This is a genomic window from Photobacterium sp. GB-50 (genome assembly GCF_003026755.1).
Classification (GTDB): Bacteria; Pseudomonadota; Gammaproteobacteria; order Enterobacterales; family Vibrionaceae; genus Photobacterium.
The window spans coordinates 51,426-73,745 of sequence record NZ_PYNX01000004.1 but is presented as its reverse complement, the minus strand read 5'-3'; the positions used below and the strand labels follow the sequence as shown (position 1 = coordinate 73,745).

At 39.6% G+C, this 22,320-nt stretch carries 22 protein-coding genes; 6 read left to right on the top strand and 16 right to left on the bottom strand.

All coding sequences use genetic code 11. The annotated features are described in order from the left end of the window. Window positions 1–34: 34 nt before the first annotated feature. The 6 genes from C9J41_RS07455 to rbsD form a co-directional block, all read right to left on the bottom strand. Entirely contained in the window at window positions 35–1,042 is a 1,008-nt protein-coding gene (locus C9J41_RS07455; RefSeq protein ID WP_107294420.1) for a substrate-binding domain-containing protein, read from the bottom strand. 15 nt (window positions 1,043–1,057) lie between these two features. Next, window positions 1,058–1,978: a ribokinase gene (rbsK, locus tag C9J41_RS07450; RefSeq protein WP_107294419.1), complete on the bottom strand. Its 921-nt coding sequence runs from the start codon at window positions 1,976–1,978 to the stop codon at window positions 1,058–1,060. A 192-nt stretch (window positions 1,979–2,170) separates the two neighbouring features. Next, window positions 2,171–3,049, bottom strand: a complete 879-nt coding sequence (rbsB, locus tag C9J41_RS07445; RefSeq protein WP_107207090.1) for a ribose ABC transporter substrate-binding protein RbsB — start codon at window positions 3,047–3,049, stop codon at window positions 2,171–2,173. 76 nt (window positions 3,050–3,125) lie between these two features. Beyond that, the gene (gene rbsC / locus C9J41_RS07440; RefSeq protein ID WP_107287338.1) at window positions 3,126–4,109 is read right to left on the bottom strand and encodes a ribose ABC transporter permease; all 984 of its coding nucleotides are present in this window, start codon (window positions 4,107–4,109) and stop codon (window positions 3,126–3,128) included. After that, window positions 4,106–5,611, bottom strand: a complete 1,506-nt coding sequence (gene rbsA, locus C9J41_RS07435; protein ID WP_107207092.1) for a ribose ABC transporter ATP-binding protein RbsA — start codon at window positions 5,609–5,611, stop codon at window positions 4,106–4,108. Before rbsA ends, rbsC begins: the two co-directional genes overlap by 4 nt. 25 nt (window positions 5,612–5,636) lie before the next feature. Then, window positions 5,637–6,056: a D-ribose pyranase gene (gene rbsD / locus C9J41_RS07430; protein ID WP_107294468.1), complete on the bottom strand. Its 420-nt coding sequence runs from the start codon at window positions 6,054–6,056 to the stop codon at window positions 5,637–5,639. A 674-nt stretch (window positions 6,057–6,730) separates the two neighbouring features. On the opposite strand from rbsD, the gene C9J41_RS07425 reads away from it, so the two are divergent. Then, window positions 6,731–7,585 (top strand): hypothetical protein, encoded by an 855-nt coding sequence (locus C9J41_RS07425; protein ID WP_107294418.1) that lies wholly within the window; start codon window positions 6,731–6,733, stop codon window positions 7,583–7,585. Window positions 7,586–7,648: 63 nt separating this feature from the next. On the opposite strand, the gene C9J41_RS07420 is transcribed toward C9J41_RS07425, so the two are convergent. From C9J41_RS07420 to C9J41_RS07385, 8 genes are all read right to left on the bottom strand, one after another. Further along, window positions 7,649–7,966 carry a hypothetical protein gene (locus C9J41_RS07420; RefSeq protein WP_233217785.1) on the bottom strand — a complete coding sequence of 106 codons (318 nt, stop codon included), beginning with the start codon at window positions 7,964–7,966 and terminating at the stop codon, window positions 7,649–7,651. 110 nt (window positions 7,967–8,076) lie between these two features. Next, a complete protein-coding gene (locus C9J41_RS07415) occupies window positions 8,077–8,322 on the bottom strand; it encodes a hypothetical protein (protein ID WP_233220395.1) in 246 nt (81 codons plus the stop codon). Window positions 8,323–8,416: 94 nt separating this feature from the next. Then, window positions 8,417–8,809 carry a hypothetical protein gene (locus C9J41_RS07410; protein ID WP_107294417.1) on the bottom strand — a complete coding sequence of 131 codons (393 nt, stop codon included), beginning with the start codon at window positions 8,807–8,809 and terminating at the stop codon, window positions 8,417–8,419. A gap of 174 nt (window positions 8,810–8,983) precedes the next feature. Beyond that, window positions 8,984–9,463: a hypothetical protein gene (locus C9J41_RS07405; protein WP_107207096.1), complete on the bottom strand. Its 480-nt coding sequence runs from the start codon at window positions 9,461–9,463 to the stop codon at window positions 8,984–8,986. Window positions 9,464–10,155: 692 nt separating this feature from the next. Further along, window positions 10,156–11,310, bottom strand: a complete 1,155-nt coding sequence (locus tag C9J41_RS07400; RefSeq protein ID WP_107294416.1) for an ABC transporter substrate-binding protein — start codon at window positions 11,308–11,310, stop codon at window positions 10,156–10,158. A 16-nt stretch (window positions 11,311–11,326) separates the two neighbouring features. After that, on the bottom strand, window positions 11,327–12,262 hold the full coding sequence (locus C9J41_RS07395; protein WP_107291157.1) for a porin: 936 nt from the start codon (window positions 12,260–12,262) through the stop codon (window positions 11,327–11,329). A gap of 538 nt (window positions 12,263–12,800) precedes the next feature. Beyond that, window positions 12,801–13,283 (bottom strand): YbaK/EbsC family protein, encoded by a 483-nt coding sequence (locus C9J41_RS07390; RefSeq protein WP_107291158.1) that lies wholly within the window; start codon window positions 13,281–13,283, stop codon window positions 12,801–12,803. A 39-nt stretch (window positions 13,284–13,322) separates the two neighbouring features. Further along, entirely contained in the window at window positions 13,323–13,946 is a 624-nt protein-coding gene (locus C9J41_RS07385) for a LysE/ArgO family amino acid transporter (protein WP_107291159.1), read from the bottom strand. Between the two features lie 161 nt (window positions 13,947–14,107). Between C9J41_RS07385 and C9J41_RS07380 the strand changes: the two genes are divergently transcribed. Beyond that, window positions 14,108–15,004: a LysR family transcriptional regulator ArgP gene (locus tag C9J41_RS07380; protein WP_107207101.1), complete on the top strand. Its 897-nt coding sequence runs from the start codon at window positions 14,108–14,110 to the stop codon at window positions 15,002–15,004. 52 nt (window positions 15,005–15,056) lie between these two features. Here the strand turns inward: C9J41_RS07380 and glpQ are convergent, their stop codons facing one another. Next, window positions 15,057–16,118 (bottom strand): glycerophosphodiester phosphodiesterase, encoded by a 1,062-nt coding sequence (gene glpQ, locus C9J41_RS07375; protein WP_107294415.1) that lies wholly within the window; start codon window positions 16,116–16,118, stop codon window positions 15,057–15,059. Between the two features lie 47 nt (window positions 16,119–16,165). Next, window positions 16,166–17,533 (bottom strand): glycerol-3-phosphate transporter, encoded by a 1,368-nt coding sequence (gene glpT, locus C9J41_RS07370; RefSeq protein WP_107207103.1) that lies wholly within the window; start codon window positions 17,531–17,533, stop codon window positions 16,166–16,168. 643 nt (window positions 17,534–18,176) lie between these two features. Between glpT and C9J41_RS07365 the strand changes: the two genes are divergently transcribed. The 4 genes from C9J41_RS07365 (at window position 18,177) to C9J41_RS07350 (ending at window position 22,254) form a co-directional block, all read left to right on the top strand. Beyond that, window positions 18,177–19,187, top strand: coding sequence for a glycosyltransferase family 9 protein (locus C9J41_RS07365; RefSeq protein WP_107292901.1), 1,011 nt, complete (start codon window positions 18,177–18,179; stop codon window positions 19,185–19,187). Between the two features lie 339 nt (window positions 19,188–19,526). Then, entirely contained in the window at window positions 19,527–19,907 is a 381-nt protein-coding gene (locus C9J41_RS07360; protein WP_107292900.1) for a hypothetical protein, read from the top strand. Window positions 19,908–20,315: 408 nt separating this feature from the next. Then, window positions 20,316–21,140: a hypothetical protein gene (locus C9J41_RS07355; RefSeq protein ID WP_107292899.1), complete on the top strand. Its 825-nt coding sequence runs from the start codon at window positions 20,316–20,318 to the stop codon at window positions 21,138–21,140. Window positions 21,141–21,597: 457 nt separating this feature from the next. Then, entirely contained in the window at window positions 21,598–22,254 is a 657-nt protein-coding gene (locus tag C9J41_RS07350; RefSeq protein ID WP_107292898.1) for a DUF2268 domain-containing putative Zn-dependent protease, read from the top strand. Window positions 22,255–22,320: the final 66 nt, after the last annotated feature.

The window sequence follows — 22,320 nt, the reverse complement described above, 5'->3', positions numbered from 1 at the left end:
ATTCTTTTTCAAAGCGGCGAAATAATCAATCAACTTAACCTAACTTCCGCACACTCTTGCGCTCAACTAAAGTTGGCTCTAGCTCAATCACTTGCGGGAAACTATCAGGGGCATCTAAACGTTTCAGTAACGCCTCAACAGCCGCTTGGCCTAAACGATATTTAGGCTGGTGAATGGTTGTAAGGGATGGAGAGATAAACTTCGCAATATGAATATCGTCATAACCGATAATAGAGAGTTGCTCAGGGATCTGAATACCAAGCTCATTCGCGGCATTAATCACCCCCATTGCCATCATGTCATTGGCAACAACTAAAGCGCTGGGTAATGTTCCTTTTTCATGCAATTGAATAAAAGCGTTATAACCACCTTCACATTCAAAATCCGCTTCCACTACCCATGATGGATTAACAATAAAGCCAGCTTCACCCATCGCCTCTAAATAGCCGTTATAACGCATTTTAGCTTGGTTTCGCTCCAGCGGACCTGTGATACAACCAATATCGCTGTGCCCAGCATCAATCAAATGTTTCGCTGCCATATAACCACCACGCAGCGAGTTATCCTGAATCTTATCGCTAGTGAACAGCATCGGTCCCCAATCCATAACCACGACAGGAATATCAGCATAGTGCTCAAAAATATCGAAACGCTCACCCTCTAGCGACGCACAAACTAAAATTAATCCATCAACACGCTTTTGCAGCAAAGTATTGATTGATTCGTGCATACGTTGGTGATCACCTTCAGTATTACACAAAATCAAACTGTAGCCTTTATGGTAACAATGACGCTCAACCCCTTTAACCACTTCGCCAAAGAAAGGGTTGGTTGAGGTTGTTACCAGCATACCAATGGTTTTAGTACGGTTAACTTTGAAACTACGTGCCAAGGCTGAAGGTGCATAGTAATTGAGCTCTTTCGCCGCTTTATTTACCCGCTCTGCAATTTCATCACTGACAAAGCGGGTTTTATTAATAACATGGCTCACTGTCGAGGTAGAGACCCCTGCCAGTTTCGCGACATCTTTCATCGTTGCCAAGTTATTTCTCCTTAATTAGGCGTGTTGCGCTAAAAACAAATCCACTTCTTCACGAGTAGGGATAGACGTTTGCGCACCAAAGCGAGTGACAGAGATCGCAGCGGCTGCATGAGCAAACTTAATAGCTGATTCTAAAGCCAAATCTTCTAATAAACCAGTCACTAACGCGCCATTAAAGGTATCGCCAGCCGCTGTGGTATCTGTTGCTTCAACACGGAACCCTGAGATAATATCGCCGGAACCGTTTTGGCTTAACCATACCCCTTTCGCACCTAAAGTGATCATTACGGTTTTTATGCCTTTACCATGCAGAATATCCGCCGCCTGCTGTGCTGATTGGTTATCCGTTACTGTTACGCCAGTTAACACTTCAGCTTCGGTTTCATTAGGCGTGATCACATCAACACACGCTAACAACTCATCTGATAATTCGCGAGCAGGCGCTGGATTTAAAATCACTGTCGTATTGGCTGATTTCGCTACTTTTGCTGCTTTTTCGATACCACACATCGGTGTTTCTAATTGCATCAGTAAATATTCAGCCTGACGAATCATGTCTAAATCAGATTCAATCGCTTGCTCTGTTAACTTGTTATTCGCTTCAGCCGAGAGACAAATACTATTTTCACCGCAGTCAGAGACTTGGATCATCGCAATACCGGTCGGTGTGCCCACTTCTGTTTTCACACCACGCACATCTATTCCATCTTTGATGAAATTATCGTGCATCAACATGCCAAACGCATCATCACCTACGCACGCAATAAACCCAATATCAGCATTTAAACGCGCAGCGGCAACCGCTTGGTTAGCCCCTTTACCACCTGGGATAACTTGGTAGTTACGACCATGCAACGTTTCCCCAGGGCGAGGAAATGAAGGTACTTGAAGAACATGATCAGCATTGACGCTGCCTAATACTACTAACTTACTCATTCTTTAATCCTTAGTTCTGTTAACCCTTTAACGTCAAAGGAGTAATGGGTTTAAGATCTATCAAAAACTTAAACCTATTAGGGCTTTGTCATTTATTGTGCAACATTGTTAGCTTTATGAAAGAGCAACCCAAACAAGAGAATGGGTTACTCTGTATCGTGATGAAGAAATAACAATAAAAGGGGTTAGATCTTATTCTGTAACGACTTTAAGTGGCACAGGGATGTTCTTTTCAACCTTTTCACCTTTCAGTACTTTATCAGCAGTTTCCACACCAAGCGCACCAATTAAATCAGGTTGTTGTGCAATCGTCGCCGCTAATTTACCGCGCTTAACAGCAGCAATACCATCTTCAGTTCCATCAAAGCCCACAATTAGGACATTTTTACCTGATGCTTGAACCGCACGAAGTGCCCCCAGTGCCATCTCATCATTTTGTGCAAATACAGCTTGTACATTCGAGTTTGCAGCCAGCAAGTTTTCCATTACGTTCAAACCTTTAGTGCGATCAAAGTCTGCAGGCTGGCTTGCTAAAAGATCCATGTCGTTGTCTTTTACCGCTTTCATGAAACCTTCACCACGCTCACGCGCGGCAGATGTTCCTGCAATACCTTCAAGCTGAATAACTTTTGCTTTCTCCCCCACTTTTTCCATAATGAAACGGCCTGCCATTTCACCACCCGCAACGTTATCAGAAGCAATATGACTAACAACATCACCACGGCGTGCACCGCGATCAAGGGTCAATACCGGAATATTGGCGCGATTTGCAATACGAATAGCATTTGATACCGCATCAGAATCTGTCGGATTAATCAGAATCGCTTTCACTCCACGTACTGTTAAATCTTCGATATTCGACAGCTCCTTACTTGGATCGTTTTGTGAATCCAATACAATCAAATTATATCCAAGCGCTTTTGCTTTAGCTTCCGCACCATCTTTCATTGATACAAAAAACGGGTTATTCAACGTCGATACGACAATAGCCATAGTCTCTTGCGCTTGTGCCGCGAAAGACACCGTAGAAGAAATAAGTGCAGCTGAAATAAGCGTTGCGATTTTTTTCATTGTTCTAGTCCTTTTGTAGGGGCGAGCCAGTTCACGTCATCTGGCTCGTTTGTTTTCTGTAATAATTCGTAGCGTATTATTTGTTTTTGTTATCCACTAACACCGCCAGCAAGATAACAACAGCTTTAGCAATCATTTGATAATAAGAAGAAACATCCAGTAGGTTCAGTGCGTTATTCAAGAAGCCAATAATAAGAGCACCAATTAACGTACCCATGATACGTCCCTTGCCTCCCATCAAACTCGTACCACCTAATACAACAGCTGCAATGGCATCTAATTCATAACCCATACCTGCCGTAGGCTGCGCAGAAGATAAGCGAGAAGTCACGATAATGCCGGCTAGTGCTGCTAACATACCGCAAATGGCATACACACCAATTTTTACACGATCAACATTGATACCTGAAAGACGAGCCGCAGATTCATTGCCTCCAAGAGCATAAATATAGCGACCAAAACGAGTGTGGTTTAAAAGGTACCAAACACCTGCAAAGACAAACACCATCAGCCATACAGGAACAGGAATACCTAGCGCATAACCTGTACCGAACCATGCAAACACATCAGCAGTATCAGTAAAACCTGTAGAGATAGGACGTCCATCGGTATACACCATGGTGACACCACGCAGTAATGTCATTGTCACTAAGGTTGCGATAAAGGCTTGAACCTTACCTTTAGCAATGATTACCCCACTGATCCCCCCCAATAACGCGCCGGCAAGCAAAGCCGTTGGCACCGCAATTAAGACAGGAACTTCTAAAGCAATCATACTGGCAGCCAATGCGCCACATAGCGCAAGCACTGAACCGACACTTAGATCGATACCTGCGGTTAAAATAACCAACGTCATACCGACAGCAATAATCGCGTTAACAGAGGTTTGACGAAGAATATTGAGGATATTGTCGACGGTAAAAAAGTTAGGGTTTAAAAAGGACACAACAACAATCAAGAAAAGTAATGCAATTAATGATTTTTGTTCAATTAACCACTCTTTGCTAAACCACTTTTGGCGATTTTGTTCAGTGGGTTTATTCATCGTATTCGTGCTCATGCTGCTTCCTCATTCATATTTTTGCCAACGGCACACGCGAGTAATTTTTCTTGATCCGTCTCTTTAGCATCGAATTCGCCAGTAATTCGTCCTTCATGCATAACAAGGATGCGATCACTCATACCGAGCACTTCAGGCATCTCAGAAGAGACTAAAATGATACTCATACCTTCACTTTTAAATTTGTTGATGAGTTGATAGATTTCTTTCTTAGCACCAACATCAACACCACGTGTTGGCTCATCAAGAATAAGAACTTTAGGCTGGGTCATTAACCCTTTTGCGATAGCAACTTTCTGCTGGTTACCACCGGATAAGTTACCGATAATTTGGTTGTGTGTTGGCGTCTTGATATTGAAAATTTTAATAAAGTCATCAACGGCAATCACTTCTTCTTTATGCTGAATTTGCACACCTTTTGTGAGTTTATCCAAAGCACAAAGAGACATATTTTCTTTTACAGATAAGCCCAGAACAAGGCCATCGCCTTTTCGGTCTTCAGAGATATAGGCAATACCGTTATTTAAACCGTCTTGTGGTGTCACAGGCTTTATAACTTGGTTATTCAGCTTAATAACACCAGCTTCAATAGGTAGCGCGCCGTAAATCAATTTCATCAATTCAGTACGCCCCGCGCCCATTAACCCTGAGATACCAAGAATTTCACCACGTTTTAGAGAAAAACTAACATCATGAACACCAGAGCCTGTGAGTCCCGATACTTCAAGGCAAGTTTCGCCATGTTTTACGGCAATACGTGGGTACTGCTCTTCCAACTTACGACCCACCATCATCTCGATCAGCCCATCTTCATTGGTTTCTTTAACTTGGCATTCACCAATGAACTTCCCATCACGCAATACAGTGATATCGTCACAGATTTCAAAGATTTCTTTTAAACGGTGAGAGATGTAAACAATGCCGCAACCTTGCTCACGAAGTTCATTAATGACGGTGAATAACGATTCTGTTTCTTTGTCAGTCAGCGCGTCTGTTGGCTCATCCATAATGATGACTTTAGACTCAAACGAAAGGGCTTTGGCAATCTCAACCATTTGTTGTTCGCCAAGGCTTAAGTCACCCAATAAGGTTTTTGAGGAGTGTTTCACGTTAAGGCGTTTTAACAGCTTATCAGCCTCATCATACATTTTTCCCCATTGAATCCGTCCCATCATGCCCGTGAATTCACGCCCAAGATAAATGTTTTCGGCAATGGTTAATTCAGGGATCAAGTTTAACTCTTGGTGAATAATACTAATGCCGGCTTCTTGTGAATCACGTGGGCCGTTAAATGCAGCAGGTTGACCTTGATAATGAATACTTCCTGCATCCATTTGGTAAATCCCAGTAAGCACCTTCATTAAGGTTGATTTGCCCGCTCCGTTCTCGCCCATAAGAGCCATTACACGACCCGCATACACAGAAAGGCTGGCTCTATCTAACGCTTTCACACCGGGAAACGCTTTCTCGATATCATTCAATTGTAGAATGGCCTGAGTCATAATTTATCCTCAACGTCGCTCTTGACTAAAACACCACACCGGATTGAAAAATCACATTGGCATACGGAGTACATTCGCCCGTTCTGACTATCGCTCGGCTTTGTTCCGTACGCTGTTTAAACTGCTCGTGGGTAACGTATTGAATATGAATTTTTTTATCCGTTTTCGCTTGCTCTAGTTCAAGTTCAACCAGCAAGACTTGGTAATGTTCAGGGCTCACTTGGGCAAACTCTTCTGCCATGATCACCCCTTCAATTTGCATTTCAGAGAGCATCACACGCACCGTCTCTAAAAAGCTCGGTACACCATGCGTTAATGCTAAATCAATACGTTGAACGTGATCTGGAATAGGCAAGCCCGCATCACAAAGAGTGATTTCATCGGTATGTCCTAGTGTGGCAACGAGGTAAGACAATTCTGAATTAATGAGGGTACTTTTTTTCATGTTATCGACCATTCGGTTATACGTTTTCTTACTAAAAGCATCTGCTAATCGGTTAAAATTACCGCTTTAGAAAACACCATCGAAACGTTTCGATAGCATGATAATCCGACTAATTTTTTTGACTATCCCCGGTTCGATAAGATGTGAGAATGATCGGTCTTGATCATCAATATAAAGACAAAAAAGAATACTAGGTCACACTTTAGCCATCGAAACGTTTCGATAAAAATAAAAAAACGGGTAACTCACTTATTCCCCCTCTTTTCTATTAACTAAAACGCAACTAAAGCATCGATATCTAAATCTTGCTTTTATCGAGCCTTTGGCCAAAGTAAACTCTCAGGTGACAATGTGTAATAAGAAACCTTAGGTTAATAATCAACCATTAAAACGATAATGCATTGTTTATCAATACTATCGGTTATAGTCGGCGTTAATCTCTTACAAAATCCAAACGAATAACATTCAATTGTTAACATGTATTACTTATTACAAGAGCGTATAAAATGGCTTATTTAGCCCCTTTCAGTTGTTCTATTTTTCTAATTACCTAGGTTTGACTTTCCATATTTAGCTTATTAACCTGTTACCTGAAGCATATACTTATTACAACAATTCGCTTTTAACTTAAGATTTGCATAATAGAGCGTGTCAACTCATCAGGTTACGCAATAATGACCCAAGACAATAGCAAGACAGAGCAAAAAAACGCACAACTTCAACGTAAAGAAAGAAATGTAAAAACAAAATTAATGGATTGGTTTTCCTACAACATGAATGCTAATGGTGTTTCAAAAACAGCGTTGGCAAACTACTGTGATGTATCAAGACAAGCCGTCCATAAATGGGTCACCACAGGTATCGTCTCTAAAGAAAACTTAATTATTTGTTCTCGTTTTTTTAAAACCGTACCACCATTAGATTTGATCGCAGATAAAGAAAACCATGCACCGGTTAACCCTTTATCATACGCATGGTCTTCTAACGCGCGTAAAGCCGTAGAAATCATAAAAAGATTAGATGATGAAAAGACAAACCCTATTCAAATAAAATTGATCACAGGAATGGTCGAAGCGGTTGATGCATTATCTTACGTTGAAAATGCGAACCTGAAAGATGAGCAAAATTTCGAGTGGGAGTGTAATAATAAAACACGATCCATGTTAGCCCGTATTGATGAGCAATTTTATAATGCCGATCTCACTGGCGTTACCACAGAATATATCGGCAATATATTAATCGGCTACATGGAATTAATTGGGGACACAAAACTCGATATTCGCCCTTATAGCTTTATCGCCTTGCCAGATCTCAATGACGGCAATGCAGAAATGTGCATAAAACTATTAAAGAATCTTCTTGAATACCCAACCCGATCTCGATTAGTCATCGCTATTCATTTACCAGAAGAAAATCAACAAGCAGCGCGATTTAACCAGATTGCCGCCAATACCTCTTTTCTTATTATGCCGCCGTCATCCGTCCCTTCAATTGTTGCGGAAAAAATAGCAAAAATGACAAAAGATTAGTGTGAGCATACCGTTATGGGACATCAAATGTCCCTTTACGTTATCTTTTTTAATCACTTCATTTCAAAAGTTAGCCGCGCGTTGTTCTTTCTGTCCAAGATCAGCAAAGCGGATACAATCTATCAATGAAATATCGCGACGAGAAGAAAAAATAAAACCTAGTTGACTCACCAGTTCATCATTCCCTTGTTCACGTGCCATCCCCATTAAAGCGCAAACCTTGTCCGAGGTTTGGTGGTGAGCCATCTCTAATAACGTCGGTGGTGGTACTGATAACGTAAGCATCGGTGGCGCTGCATTTTTAGGATAAGCTTTGTTATCGGCAGAGCACCCCGTAGCTAACAGTAATATTATTGATATCGCTAAAAAACCGTTTTTCACGACACCGACTCCTGCTGATAAAGTGTAATCGGTGCACTAAATAAATAAGGCATCACTACATTACCTATAAGCGCATCACAGTGAGCTTTATCAATAACAAACGTTGAGTTTTACTCTGCGGCAGCATAAAACTTTTCGACCTTGTTATAACCAATTCGTTTTGCTGTTTCATCAAGGACATCGACAGCAAAATTAAACAAACCAATCACTTCATTTTCAGGATATTCGATAATTTTATCAGCACACTGTGCAGCATTAACAACGCTATGCATCGTCACAATAGGACGAGAAAATGCTAACGAATCAGCATGAGTGATAGGTGAAACCAATAGTGCAGCAATGAGCAGTTTTCTCATACACACCTCTTTAAAATTAACTCAACATAATATTTAAATGACGTAATAAGCCCCTTCCTTGGAGCCTGTCAAATTTAGAAAATTAGAAAGGTAATTATTTACAGTTTGCAGTGAAGCCATTTTCAATACGATCTTTCGCCGTTTCTTTACCACTTTCAATAATCGCTTTACGCTGCTCTGCAAACGTTGTTGTATCTGACATATTCGAGATCTTTTGCGCCATAGTATCTACTGCACGCATGTTCCCATCAGCAGCAAAATGTGCACCCAAAACAAGTAAAGCCGCATTTTGAACAATCGGGTTTTTATCATCAGCTGCCGCACTTTTTAAATACGTTAAGCTAGAAAGATCACAATGATTTAATTGCTCATTAGCTTGTACAAATTTATCACCTAATACCATGCCAGCCGCTTGTTCTTTAATAGCGTTACAACCAGTTAATAAAGTTGTCGATGAGATAAGGCTGGTGATAATTAATTTTTTCATTATATTTTCTCTCTTTCATGTAATAAAAGCGATCCCTGCAGATATAACAGTCCATAAATAAGTTAAATAGATACGCATGACATTATTTCTAATATCAAAAATTAATAATGTTTTTAAAAATAAAAAGAATAATAAATATTTAATATATTAACTTTCTATTTAACAGAAATATATTTAGGCATAATCACAAAGGCCTAATGTTTGAAAAGGCATTACGTGATGATTCAGACTTTCATGTCGGCTTTGTACCGCTTCCATCTGTCGCCCTTCTTTCTTAAAAACAATAGTTGTTGAGACCATATTTCCCATTGCGGTTTGCTCTAAAAGCGTAATGTTATTAAACCCATAAACCTTTTGCGCTAACGATTGATGCGAATCATCCACCACTATCACTTGTTCTTTATCAACGTCAAACTTATAAGATTGAAAAAATGGCTTTCTAAAATCACCATTTTTATTCTTCGCACCATCAAACACACACTGAATACTATAATTAGGGCTATCTGCTCGACTTGCACCAATACCAATAAAAGCAGGAATAAAAAGTAAAACCTTGGCTAATTTAAGTAGTTTAAATATAGACTTATACCGTTTTAGAAACGGTTTTTTAGTGCCATACACTTTGGGTAAAACAACCACAGATGAACACAGCACACATAACCTTGGATCTTTACATGTATGCCCATAAACATTGGTTCGTTTAACTCTTGTTCCACACTTAGCCATAATGCTTACCCAATGCCAAAAAGAACAACATCACATTCGTTTTACCATCAATAGCTCGCTTTAATCTCACTATTATTCTGTAACTTTTCATATTAACGCTCGTCTTATAAAAATAGATTTATCGCTAATCCGTAGCGTGATGTTTTCATCCCCAATCAAAAAATCAAACCACAATGGTTTACTAAAATAACCTTGATCATTTTATCGCGCCTAATTGCGCTTGGATCTAAACACTGTAAATCAAAAACCGTAATAGTCGCAACAAATGGTAATTGGTAAACCTATAGTTTACAACCGTAAATGTGGAATTTAGCCCCTATATCTCTTACAAAAAAGAGGGTTTATAAGGAATTACAGTAAGTTATAACTATTCTCATTTACGACTGATTGCTTATTATTTAAACAACAATAATGCTTTGTAGGATTATTATTCTCTTAAACTGCTCGTTGAAAATGATTTTTAGAAAGATTTTCTCTTTGTCACAGGAACAAAATTACTGAGAGATATCGTCAATAGATGCAATCGTATAGAGTTACGTGGTGATGTTCAAAAAGTGGCAGTACAAAGTAAACATTGCTGAACGGAAAATAGAAGGGCGATAAACGCCCTTCTGTTTTTATTATTGAATAATATCAACGTTATCAATACCAAATAAACCGCTTACGTTACTGTTAGCTAAAGTCTTATTCATTTCAACGAAGGTTTGTTCTGGGGTTAAATCCTTAAATAACTCAGGTCGGATCCACTTCGCAAAGTGTTCAAGCGCCACAAGGTTATACGGCGAGTTATAAAACGGCTTATAAATAGAGAAAACATTGCCGGTTAAATTTGCGTTGGTCGCTTGCAACCAAGAACGATCCATCAAGGTTTTCGTTGCCGCTTTGATCGCAGCGTCATTAGCCGCGTAACCTAGAGGAATCCCCTTCATAGAATGACCTTTTTTATCAACCCAGCCAGCCGTTTGCATGATGTAAACATCAGGGTTTTCCGCAACAATAGTTTCAGGTGACATATTACCGGAATGAGCACCACCTAACGGTTTGGTCGCAATATTTGTCGCTTTTAGCAGCGTGATAAAATCATCCATATTGCCACCAGCATAAGTGTTGCAACAGGAATCTAGGGTGTAGCCTGCCGCCGTTTCCATAAACACGGTTTTGGGTTTTAAATCTTTCGCCTTAGCAATGCGATCAGTAATAACGTTTAAATGTTGAGTGTAGTAATCCGCAAATGCTTTACCGCGTTCTTCATAACCTAATGCTTTTGCTACAGAAGTTACTGATGTCATTGTGTTTTTGATGGTTTGCTCGCGAAAATCTGCCGTGATCACCTGAATACCGGCATCATTAAGCTTCTTCACTAAGCCTTTCTCTTTGGCAGAGTTCATACTGCTAGTACCGATGATCAGCACATCAGGTTTAGGCTTCATTTGAATGAATGATTCAGCATCAAACTGACCTTTACTGATCTTGCCAATCTCTGGCACTGTTTTAAGATTTGGGTATTTATTGGTATAAAACTCATACATAGAAGGGGCTGAAATCTTCATATCATCACGCATAGCAACAACATGTTTACCAGCATTTTTTCCGTAAACGATTTCTAATAATGGGAAGTTACGAGCAGTACCAAGTGCAATATGTTGAGGCTGATGATCAAGCGTGATTGTTTGGCCTGATACATCCGTGATTGTCATCGGGTAATCACCAGCAAGTGCAGAGCATGAAGCCATTACACCAACAGCAAGAGTAAGAAGTTTAAATTGCGTTTTCATATTAGACCTTTTGAGATTAGAAATCGTAACGAGCGCCAAGCATGGCTTGTGTATCATCAATTACCGTGTCGTAATTCACCGCAGCATAGGTTCTGAAATGTTTATTCCACTTGGCGGTGATGTCGCCATTCACAGCTCGAGTGTCATCTCCACCTTCGACATGTAACTCACCAAAACCAAGCGTGGCTTTATAAATACTGTTGATCTTATAAGCAGCCACTACGTCATAACCGTCAGCATCCTTACCGCCTAATTTTTGATTGGTGTATAAAGCACCTAAATAAAACTGCTTAATTTGGTATCCCATACCGACATCAAACTGTGACTTTTCTTTCTCTTTGCCTTTTTTGATCATGGTTTGATCGGCATAACCCGTTGCCAAAGTTAACCCTGTATCACCAATAGCTTGGGATGCCCCAACAGAGAAACCCTGTTTAAAGGTATCTTGTTTGATTGTATGTTTACCCGAGTAGTTAATGCCTAATGACGTACCCGAATCATTGGTATAAAAAGTGGCAATACTGTTCGCAATACGTTTGCCGACTTTAAACTTGTCAGCGGCAATTGCGCCGTATGCTGCCTGAATATCAGTCATATCCGTAACAAGGCTCATCGCTCCCGCCGTTTTACCATAAACGACTTGCGCTTCTCCCTCTCCTAACGCCGCTTTAATACCGGCATAGAGATAGCGTGTTTTATTTTCACTTGCTTTGAATTCCTGCTCGAAATAACCAATGCCGCTAATACCATCACCGATCAGTGTTTCACCACTAATATTCACTCGCGCACGGCTAAGATCGGTGATGTCACTATCACGATGCTCAGCGCGAGCTTCAACACGCCCGCCAATAGCAAGACTTGTTCCCTCATCAGCGTAAATGGATGCCGCATTTACAACACTTGCAAACGATGACACGCATAACGCGCCATAGAATAAAGCTGTCCTTTTCATTACCGACCACTTTTGATTTAAAAAATAGAATGGTAAACCTACGGTTTACCGTTAATGAGAATGGTAATCATTAAGGTATTTATAATCAAGACATTTATATACTTAAATGGAATTTATATAACCTAAAGAAAAAGGGATAATGATGAAATGTACCTGCGCAATGCATTTGCCTTTAAAAACAAAACATTTAAAATCAATGTGTTATTGATTGTCTAAAATAAAATATCGAGATTTTTTTAAATATTGAAGTAAGCCCATAATCTTTCGTTGTTAAATTGCCGACACTATTTTATCGCTTAAAAGGTATACACTTTTAAATAACTAAAGAATATTATTCATAAGCTCAGGATATGAGAAGCAATATTATATTGAGTAAGCTAATACACTCTCCAAGTATTACTTTTAGGGAAATTAACGATGTTATATAAAAATAAATCACACACTTAAACATCAATCACTCTCCCTTTTTAAAATAAAGCAAAAGGGCTTTGAATATTAAACTCAAAGCCCTTGGCATTTATTTATCTTGGTCTGTTATTTACAGTTCATAAATAGCATTAGATTCCGATCCTAATAACTGTTTTAAATACTTACCCGCCACGCCAAACGTAATTTCCGGTATACCGGGCGTATACAGTAACTCTTCACACGCATACAAGGATGAATCGATAATAATAGCGACATGTTCAGGTAGCCCGACAGGACAAACGGCACCGGGTAAACACCCTAACTGGGCAGTCATCTCTTCACCAGTACAAATAGAGGGACGCTTACCGATTAACGTCTTTATTTTTTTCGAATCCATTCGCGAATCTTTATCCGTCAAATACAACGCATAGCCATGATCTTTAAATTTCATAAAGATGCTCTTCGTATGTACTCCGATCCAACCCAGTCTCGCTGCCACTTTTTGATCAGTTTCAAAATCAAGAATACTTTCGTGTTCCCATTCTCGATAAGGGATAGCCAATGACTTTAAACGTTGGGTATTAAACGCATAAATTTTTTGTAATGATTGCATATATCACTATCCCTTTTTCTTTTACTTTTACTTTTACTTTTACTTACCCATCAGCTCTTTGGCAAGAATGATCGCAATAGTAAACATCATTGCAGCCACTAACAGATCAATGCCTTTTTTCACTTTTGGCTGTGATAAAACAGGCCCAAGCTTTGCCGCGCCTAACGACAGGCTATAGAACCAGACAAACGATGCCATGATGGTACCAACAGCAAAAGCAATACGGTCATTTCCTTCAAACTGACCACCTAATGAACCAAGAATCACCACTGTATCAAGGTATAAATGTGGATTTAACACCGTCACCGCCAATGCCCCTAAGATAACAGCACGACGACCGCGAGCAACCACTTCACCATTTTGTTCATCAGCATTGTGCTTTTTAAACGCGCTTTTTAATGACAACAAACCGTAGAAGGTTAAAAAAGCAATACCGCCTACTGTGACAGCGGTAAGTAACATGTCATGTTGCGCCAAAATGGCACCACCACCAAAAATACCGATGGAAATAAACAGCGTATCTAGCAAACTGCAAATCGTTGCTGTCGTTAAATGGTGATTACGCTTTATACCTTGATTGAGAACATAAGCATTCTGGGCGCCAATCGGGATGATCATTGATGCCCCTAAGCCAAACCCTTGTAATAAAACCCAAAAACTCATCATTCACCTCAGCAGCATCAAAATAATATTCGTAAAGAGCCGAGAAGATAAAAGGTTTAGATGGATAAGTATAATTAATGATTTTAATATAACATTAGAGATACTTATAACTGTGGTGTTACCTATATAACGTGGTGAGACTCATAAGCAAGGAGAGTGAAGTGCGAGGATTGGATTACAAATGGATTGAAGCCTTAGATGCGATTATTCATCAAGGGAGTTTTGAACGTGCCGCTGAATACCTCTTCATTTCACAGTCAGCCATTTCACAACGGGTAAAACAATTAGAAAAGTTTCTAGCTCAACCTGTACTGATAAGAGAGCAACCGCCAAAACCCACAGCAATAGGCAAAAAACTGCTGGGGTTATATCGTCGTGTTAGATTACTTGAACATGAAATATTGCCAGAGTTAGAAAACGATACCAGCGCACGCCCTATTCAACTTTCACTTGCGACCAACGCCGATAGCCTAGCGACATGGTTATTGCCGTCACTGCAAGATGTGATGAAACAAAAACAAGTTGAAATCACATTAAGCATTTATGGTGAAAACCTCTCGATTGAGAAATTGAAAAGCGGAGAAGTGGCTGGCGCAATTAGCCTCGAATCGCAACCGATCCCGTCTTGTCGAGCCGACTATTTAGGTTGTATTGATTACGTGTGTGTCGCGAGTCCTGAATTTACCCAGCGCTACTTCAAAAACGGTGTCAATAACCAAACACTCGCCAAAGCACCAGCGGTGTCTTACGATCAGTTTGACGATCTACACCAGAAATTTCTTACCCAGCACTTTAATGTAAATCTTGATAATACCGTCCATCATAAAATCAGTAGCTCAGAAGCTTTTATCAAAATGGCTCTTGCCGGCATCGCCTACTGTTTAATCCCCAAATTACAGATCATCGAAGAATTAGAAAAAGGCACACTGGTGAACATAACACCGAATTTTTCCTTATCTAACCAAATTTATTGGCATCACTGGCAATTAGAAACGGGCGTGTTAAAAGAAATATCACAAGCGATCATTCATTACGCACAAAGCCATTTGCCACAATAAGATCAGCAAAAAAAAGCCCTCTCATTTGAGAGGGCCAATCCCTTATGTAGCACTAGTTATTATTATTAAGAAACGTCACGGCTTTATCAGGAAAATCAGTAAATACACCATCGACTTTTACCTGATTGTAGAACACATCAAGCATGCCATTGAAGTTCTCTGCGTATGGCGGAATACGGCCTTCATCAACACGGAAAGTATAAGGATGCACTGTTAACCCCGCCGCTTTTGCCTGCGCCATTAACGGTTTAATAATAATGTTCGATGGGGTTGATTTATCATCCACTAACATCGGTTTCCAAGGGCCAATCCCTTCCGCATATTGCGCCACTTTTGCCATACCATCTGGTTTGAACATCCAATCGTAGCTATATGGCGTTGCTTTATCACCGTCATAAACCATGGTTTCGTTCCAATCGGTGTAAGCCATTAATTGGATAAGTTTTAAATCCATGCCCATCTCGGGCATTAAGGTATCATTAATACGCTTTAGCTCATTGGCATCAAAACATTGCAGGTATACTTTGTCGCTTTGCGAGGTATAACCGTATTGTTTTAATTCTTTAAGTACCGCTTTAGAGATGTCTTTCCCTTCATGGCGATGGAACCAAGGCGCTTTGATCTCAGGATAAATACCAATGTCATAACCTAACGTCTTATTTAAGCCTTGAATTAATTCAATTTCTTCCGCAAAAGTAGGCACAGTAAAGTGTGATTTCCACATTGGGAATCGTTGTGGGAAGCCCGCGACTTTCTCGCCTTTATCATTGATATTAAACCCTTCCGTCACCCTTAATGATTTAATTTCAGCGAGCGTAAAGTCAATCGCGTAATAACGTCCATCTTTACGCGCGCGATCAGGAAAACGTTCAGCAACATCAGTCACACGATCCAAATAGTGATCATGCAGTACCACTAATTGATCATCTTTCGTCATCACCACATCCTGCTCAATAAAATCAGGTTTCATGGCATAAGCGAGCGCTTTCGCTTCAAGTGTATGTTCGGGTAAATAGCCTGACGCGCCACGGTGAGCAATAACCAGCGGCTTTGCAATCGCCCCTGCTGATAAGCTAAGTACTAAAAAAGTGAAGCCAACTGAGATTGTTTTCATCATATATCCTTGATAAATAGTGAGGGACAATCCGCCCCTCAATACGGTTATTGTGCTAATGCTGCTTTTTCTTTTGCTTTACGTTCATGAAGTGCGCGCTCACCTAATAGTGCATAAACAAAGCACACAATAGATGTCACACAAGAACCAACCAGAATAATAAAGCCGCCATCCCAGCCATAAAGATCAACGGTGTAGCCAAGCACAGCATTTGCCGCAACCGCGCCACCAAGATAACCAAATAGACCTGTTAAACCTGCCGCAGTACCTGCTGCTTTCTTCGGTGCAAGCTCAAGCGCATACAAACCAATTAACATAACAGGGCCATAAATTAAGAAGCCGATAGCAATAAGCGCCAACATATCAACCGTTGGGTTGCCTGCTGGGTTAAACCAGTAAACCAATACCGCCAGCGTTACCAGCACCATAAACAAAATACCGGCTGGCGCTCGACGTCCTTTAAAGAACTTATCGGAAATCCAACCACACAATAAGGTGCCCGGAATACCAGCCCACTCATACAAGAAGTAAGCCCATGATGTTTTATCGACAGAAAAGCCTTTCGCTTCTTTTAGATATACTGGCGCCCAATCTAACACCCCGTAGCGGATCAGATAAACAAAGGCATTAGCAATCGCGATTGACCAAAGTAACTTGTTATTAAAGATATACTTAAAGAAGATTTCTTTCGCCGTCATTTCCGTTTCAAACGACTTATCATATCCATCAGGGTAATCATCTTTATATTCTTCAATTGGTGGTAAACCACATGACTGAGGCGTATCACGCACGGTTAACCAAACAAAAAATGCGACCAGCAAAGCAAAAAGAGCGGGAACATAAAAAGCAGTTCGCCAGTCGTCATTAAATGCCCAAAGGCCAAGAATAAACATAGGGCCGATTAAACCGCCACCCACGTTATGAGCAACATTCCACACCGACACTATTTCGCCACGTTCTTTACGAGACCACCAATGCACCATGGTACGTCCACACGCAGGCCAGCCCATTCCTTGGAACCAACCATTTAGGAATAATAAAATGAACATGGCAGCCACACTTCCCGTCGCCCATGGCATAAAGCCAAAACAGAGCATGACCAACGAGGACATAACCAGTCCCGCCGTTAAAAAGTATCTTGGGTTAGAACGGTCTGACACATTCCCCATTAAGAACTTCGATAAACCATAAGCAATAGACACCGCAGCCAGAGCAACACCAAGCTCTCCGCGGCTGAAGCCTTCATCAATTAAATATGGCATTGCCAAACTAAAGTTCTTACGGACGAGGTAATAACCTGCATAGCCGAAGAAAATACCGAAAAATAACTGCCATCGCAGGCGAGAATAGGTGCTATCGACCTTACTATTTTCTAAAGGTGCGATATGCGCCTTCGGTTTGAATATCCCAAACATCAGAGCCTCATTGTTATCCATACATTACTTAAAACGAACATTTTCGCTCACAAGCGAAAACAAGTGGATTGTATGGATATCAAATTAAATTTCTGTGACAAAGGTTTAGTTAGTGTTAATAAATGGAATATATTGCCAGTAAAATATACCTATCAAGAACAAAATCACGCTTTCAACATATAAGGTAATCATGATAGCTTTATTAACAACGAAATATTTCGCTCATAAAACAATCAAACGTATCGGATGGAAGTCGTATTACAGGAAAGAAATAAACGAAGTAAAGAGAAAGAAAAATGCAGCTAAAACGTCTAAAAATACAACTCTATAAATGTGTCAACAAACTTTAATATCAAATTTAATCAGCAATCTTCGCAGTACATCACAAATCATCTATATACTTAGAGCGAATTGATGATTTTATGCTTAGAATCATAGCGTTAAAATAGCGTATTTTAGAAGTGCAGATAAAAGCGTGGCCATCATGATCGTATGCTGCTAAAAGCTGGCTGATTTAAGCCCAAATTGGTAAAACGTAATACGCTTTGAATACGCCTAAATTTCAAAGCACAATATATACATTAGTAAGGTAAAGTCATCAAAATGGAAGTAGATAAATATTTACTACGGGCGGTAACATTTTATGCTTAAAAAGCTTATATCTAGCATACTAAATAGAAGAGTAAACAAATTATCATCAATAAATAGCCTTCCAGAAAAACCGAATGTATTTATTAATGCCACATTTCAGATAGGCGACTACTTCGCAATGTCACCTATTATTGAAGCAGTTAAAGCCAAGTGGCCAGAAGCCAATGTGGTTGTTTTATGTACGAAGAAAAATGAAGATGTTGTAAAATATGACACTCGGGTTAATTACATTTGCTTACCCAAAGAAAGAGAATGGTATAAATACCCTAAGATATTAAAAGAGAAGATCAATTGTAATGTAGATTTACTAATAGAAGTGTCTTCTATAGAAAAACCCCACCGGAGCATCGTCGGTTTTACATTAAAGCCCGACTTAACTATCGGTCACGATTGTTACCAGCATAATTGTATACAGAACCCACCGATACAATTTAATAACGATAACATAAGTAAGCCTGAATGCTGGTCAAAACTAATGGCCGCATATGGTTTTGCTCAGCCCCCTGCTCTGTTTAAGGTTTTTGCTAAAGAAAACGATAAAATGGACATGCTGATCAATAGTAAAAACCTTAAAGACTATTTGGTTTTTAATCCATTTGCTTCTCGTAACAGTAGATCACTAAGTATAAAGAAAAGCATAGATATACTTACAAAATTAAAAAACGATGGATTTAACTGTGTCTTTATTTTGCCTTCCTATATAAAAAATAAAGATGAATGGGAAAGCCAATTAGCGCCCGTTTCTCGTGTTTGCTGTGTAGATTCTATACAAGACGCGATTTATTTGATTAAACAATCAAAAGGCGTGATCTCTGTTGATACCGCGATTATTCACATAGCGAGTGCTTACAATATACCCACAATAGGTTTATTTAAGGAGTCACAACTTGAGTGCAAGCTTTGGCATCCTCAGAGTGCAAAAAAACATGTGGGAGCATTAACCGGCAATGTTGAAGATATAATTAATAGTCAAATTTTCACGACTAATGAACAATCTCATTAAGCTATGCTTCTCAATATAGCCTTGTTATAACGCAGGTAATTTATAAACCGATTCAGCGCTCTCAAGCTATGAATCGGTTTACCATTTCTTCAATACACATTGAATTTTTCATCAAAAGCGATTCAACCTCATCGATTCACCCCCACCGACTTATCATCAAAAGACAACCAAAAGCCTAAGCAACATAGCACTCATCAATCGTTTTGCTTTAGGGTGTCTCATTTTTTCTACAAATATAAAACCTAAACATATGTTTTATATACCATTTATGTATTATATCTATTGCGTATATTTGACACATGTCGCCCATTCTCTAATCTTGATTAAGGATGCTACGTGATGAAAAAACTTCTTTTTGTTGCACTCTCTTTTTTACTATTTTCAGCTCCATCATTCGCTGCTTATACAAACTATACAGTGCTAAACAGTACGCCAGGTACGGTTGACCTTGTTTTAGAAGGACCATTTTGTGAACAGCACTTTCTCGGCGAGATACAACCTTCTGAATTAAGGCAGGATAATATAACCAGAGGAATTTGCATGCTTGCAAGGATCGATGGCGCGATTCATATGGATGATGGTGTTGTCGTCCCCTTAAAATACAGATCACCCGGTACAACATATGGTCAGTTCATTGTTGTCGCAAAACAAGAAGAGGGGAAATGGAACGGGAAAATAATGCCGTTCGATGATTTGGATGGGTTTCCAGCCCCTAAATAGTTCAAATATTAATAACTAAATAATGCTTAATAGAACATCACAAAATATAATTAAATGGCCCATACAAAATGGAGCATTTAATTTAAGGACTGATAAGGCTTGGTTTCGATATTAATACGAAACCGAGCCTTTAATTTGACTTTATTTAATATGGAGGTATCGCTGCTTATAAAACATAAAACAGCTGAACTTTCTGAGTATATATAAAATCGAGGATCAGATAATGCTCACTTCCGTTAGTGATAACTGGAATCACGTAATGTCTGTCAATCTACTAAATACTATAGGAATAACTACAATTTAAGCCCACAAGATTACCGAGACGCAATTGGTTCACCTGATACAACGGGTGATACTTATTACCGTTACCCACGCCAAGTTTCCTTTTATATCGACCAATTATTCGGCGTGAATATTGAAGATGCAGGATTAAATATTAATAATCAGGTGTCATTATTAGCAGGGCAATTTAATCGAGTATTTGCATTCGCAATGACTAAGTTGTCATACAAGCCAAATAAAGACAAAGAAGCACTGACTTTTGTCACGGCATCTCAAGCTGACAAAGCATTTAAAGATGCGCTAACGCAGTTAGACATTAAGTCTACAGACTCATTTACGTTAAGTAATGATTCTGATCGTAAAGCTATTTACCAGTTACTTGATGTTGCGATTGGCAATGTTGAAAAAGCGATTGGAAGTGATTTTAATGCGGTAACGGATAAAGGTCCTATTGATCCAACAAGTGAAATCCAGATTTATACTGATGCAAAAATACAGGGTCAGATGTTCCTTTCTGCTTCTAAAGCAGGAGCAAATATCGTTAATAACTGGATGACACCAAATACCCATATTTCACTACCCGTTGACGCAAGTATCGACCAAATGAAAGACAGCGGCGTCGACTGTACAGCGCAAGCACAAAGTGCTTTTGCTAAGCTTGCAAGCGAGGCTGATCCAGAACATCCACAGCAAATTAATGTTAATTTCCAAAACAATAGCTGTATGATTTCTATTGGCGATTACACACCAGACGTTCCAGTACCACCGGTACCTGAAGGTGAGTGGGATCCAGCTAAAGTCTATGATAAGCCATGTGAAAAAGTCATGCATGATGGCCTGTCATACCATAACCAATGGTATACCACAGGTGAAGAACCAACACCTGAAGCATCTGCTAATTGGGGTGTATGGCGTATAGTGGGTAAAGATAGTGATATGTGTACAAATTAATCGTACTGAATGATTACTTCGTAAGTTCAAATAAATAGATTTACTATTTAAGCGAAATTACCCTCACAAAAGCCAGCCTATACCATGCTGGCTTTTTGTTTATTTCGCTGTTGGTGACTTAACCGTTACCTTGCTCTTATCGCGTGAAATAATGTTTTTCAAAACATATATTTATCTCTTTTAATCGTCTAACCACTATCTCTTTTTAAACTATCCATATCGTCAATAATAGTGATTTACAAGTCAAAACCGCTACCACCGCGTTGGATAACCTCTTTTTTTATAAAACCTGACATATCTCTAAAGTTATAGACAAAGCACTGTGAAATGTCTGTGCTATCGGCTAAAACATTAGCAATTCGCAGAGATTAAATTGTTAATGGTAACAACACAAAAACAACGCCATTAATAGCGGTTATGCCCTCGTTTAAACCCAGCCTAATCAAAGGAGTATGATTTGGCAGTAAAAATTACAATACTTAACGCATCTGGAAAATTAAGCCAATACTCAGACTTATTGGAGCACACGATTGGATGTGCCCTTATTAAAATTGGTGAATTCCTTGAAGTATCAAATATTGATATTACTGTTTCTCCATTCCAAACAGGGGAAGAATCCCCGTCAGGCTTAGGCGGTTACGCTCTTAGTGAGCATAGAGTCGAGCTGTTAGTGGACAGCTCTCGAGATGATATTGCTGAAATAATAAAGACAGAGCTTCTTGAAGTTCTAGCGCATGAACTTCACCATGCAGTGAGATTAAGTTTTCACATGCCAACAGGCACCTTGTCACAGCAGTTAATAATGGAAGGTTTAGCGTGCCATTTCGAAAATCTGGTGACCAACGGTAAGCCATCGTCATTATTTAAAGAGCTCGATAACTATGATTGGCGCAACGGACTAGAACAAATGAGCCATCTATTAGACACAAAAGACTTTTCATTAGATAAATTGTTTTTGGGCTCACACCCTGATGAGTTCCCGAAATACGCAGGTTACTGGATTGGATACAATTTAGTTGCTGAATATGCGAAGAATCATAATGCAACCGACGCTGAAATGATAAAGCTAGAACCATCCCACTTTTTAAATGATAAAGTGAAAGCGGCTTGTTAAGCGACAGATAAGAATTATGTCGCGTAGCCGATGCCTATCCGACATGTTGGATAAACCCAAGCACTC

Bases quoted from the DNA above. Each gene is read 5' to 3' on its own strand.
- C9J41_RS07365 (WP_107292901.1), top strand. From the start codon at position 18,177: ATGCTTAAAAAGCTTATATCTAGCATACTAAATAGAAGAGTAAACAAA.
- rbsA (WP_107207092.1), bottom strand. From the start codon at position 5,611: ATGACTCAGGCCATTCTACAATTGAATGATATCGAGAAAGCGTTTCCC.
- rbsK (WP_107294419.1), bottom strand. From the start codon at position 1,978: ATGAGTAAGTTAGTAGTATTAGGCAGCGTCAATGCTGATCATGTTCTT.
- rbsB (WP_107207090.1), bottom strand. From the start codon at position 3,049: ATGAAAAAAATCGCAACGCTTATTTCAGCTGCACTTATTTCTTCTACG.
- C9J41_RS07360 (WP_107292900.1), top strand. From the start codon at position 19,527: ATGAAAAAACTTCTTTTTGTTGCACTCTCTTTTTTACTATTTTCAGCT.
- C9J41_RS07410 (WP_107294417.1), bottom strand. From the start codon at position 8,809: ATGAAAAAATTAATTATCACCAGCCTTATCTCATCGACAACTTTATTA.
- glpQ (WP_107294415.1), bottom strand. From the start codon at position 16,118: ATGAAAACAATCTCAGTTGGCTTCACTTTTTTAGTACTTAGCTTATCA.
- C9J41_RS07415 (WP_233220395.1), bottom strand. From the start codon at position 8,322: ATGAGAAAACTGCTCATTGCTGCACTATTGGTTTCACCTATCACTCAT.
- glpT (WP_107207103.1), bottom strand. From the start codon at position 17,533: ATGTTTGGGATATTCAAACCGAAGGCGCATATCGCACCTTTAGAAAAT.
- rbsD (WP_107294468.1), bottom strand. From the start codon at position 6,056: ATGAAAAAAAGTACCCTCATTAATTCAGAATTGTCTTACCTCGTTGCC.
- C9J41_RS07425 (WP_107294418.1), top strand. From the start codon at position 6,731: ATGACCCAAGACAATAGCAAGACAGAGCAAAAAAACGCACAACTTCAA.
- C9J41_RS07400 (WP_107294416.1), bottom strand. From the start codon at position 11,310: ATGAAAACGCAATTTAAACTTCTTACTCTTGCTGTTGGTGTAATGGCT.
- C9J41_RS07385 (WP_107291159.1), bottom strand. From the start codon at position 13,946: ATGAGTTTTTGGGTTTTATTACAAGGGTTTGGCTTAGGGGCATCAATG.
- C9J41_RS07390 (WP_107291158.1), bottom strand. From the start codon at position 13,283: ATGCAATCATTACAAAAAATTTATGCGTTTAATACCCAACGTTTAAAG.
- C9J41_RS07395 (WP_107291157.1), bottom strand. From the start codon at position 12,262: ATGAAAAGGACAGCTTTATTCTATGGCGCGTTATGCGTGTCATCGTTT.
- rbsC (WP_107287338.1), bottom strand. From the start codon at position 4,109: ATGAGCACGAATACGATGAATAAACCCACTGAACAAAATCGCCAAAAG.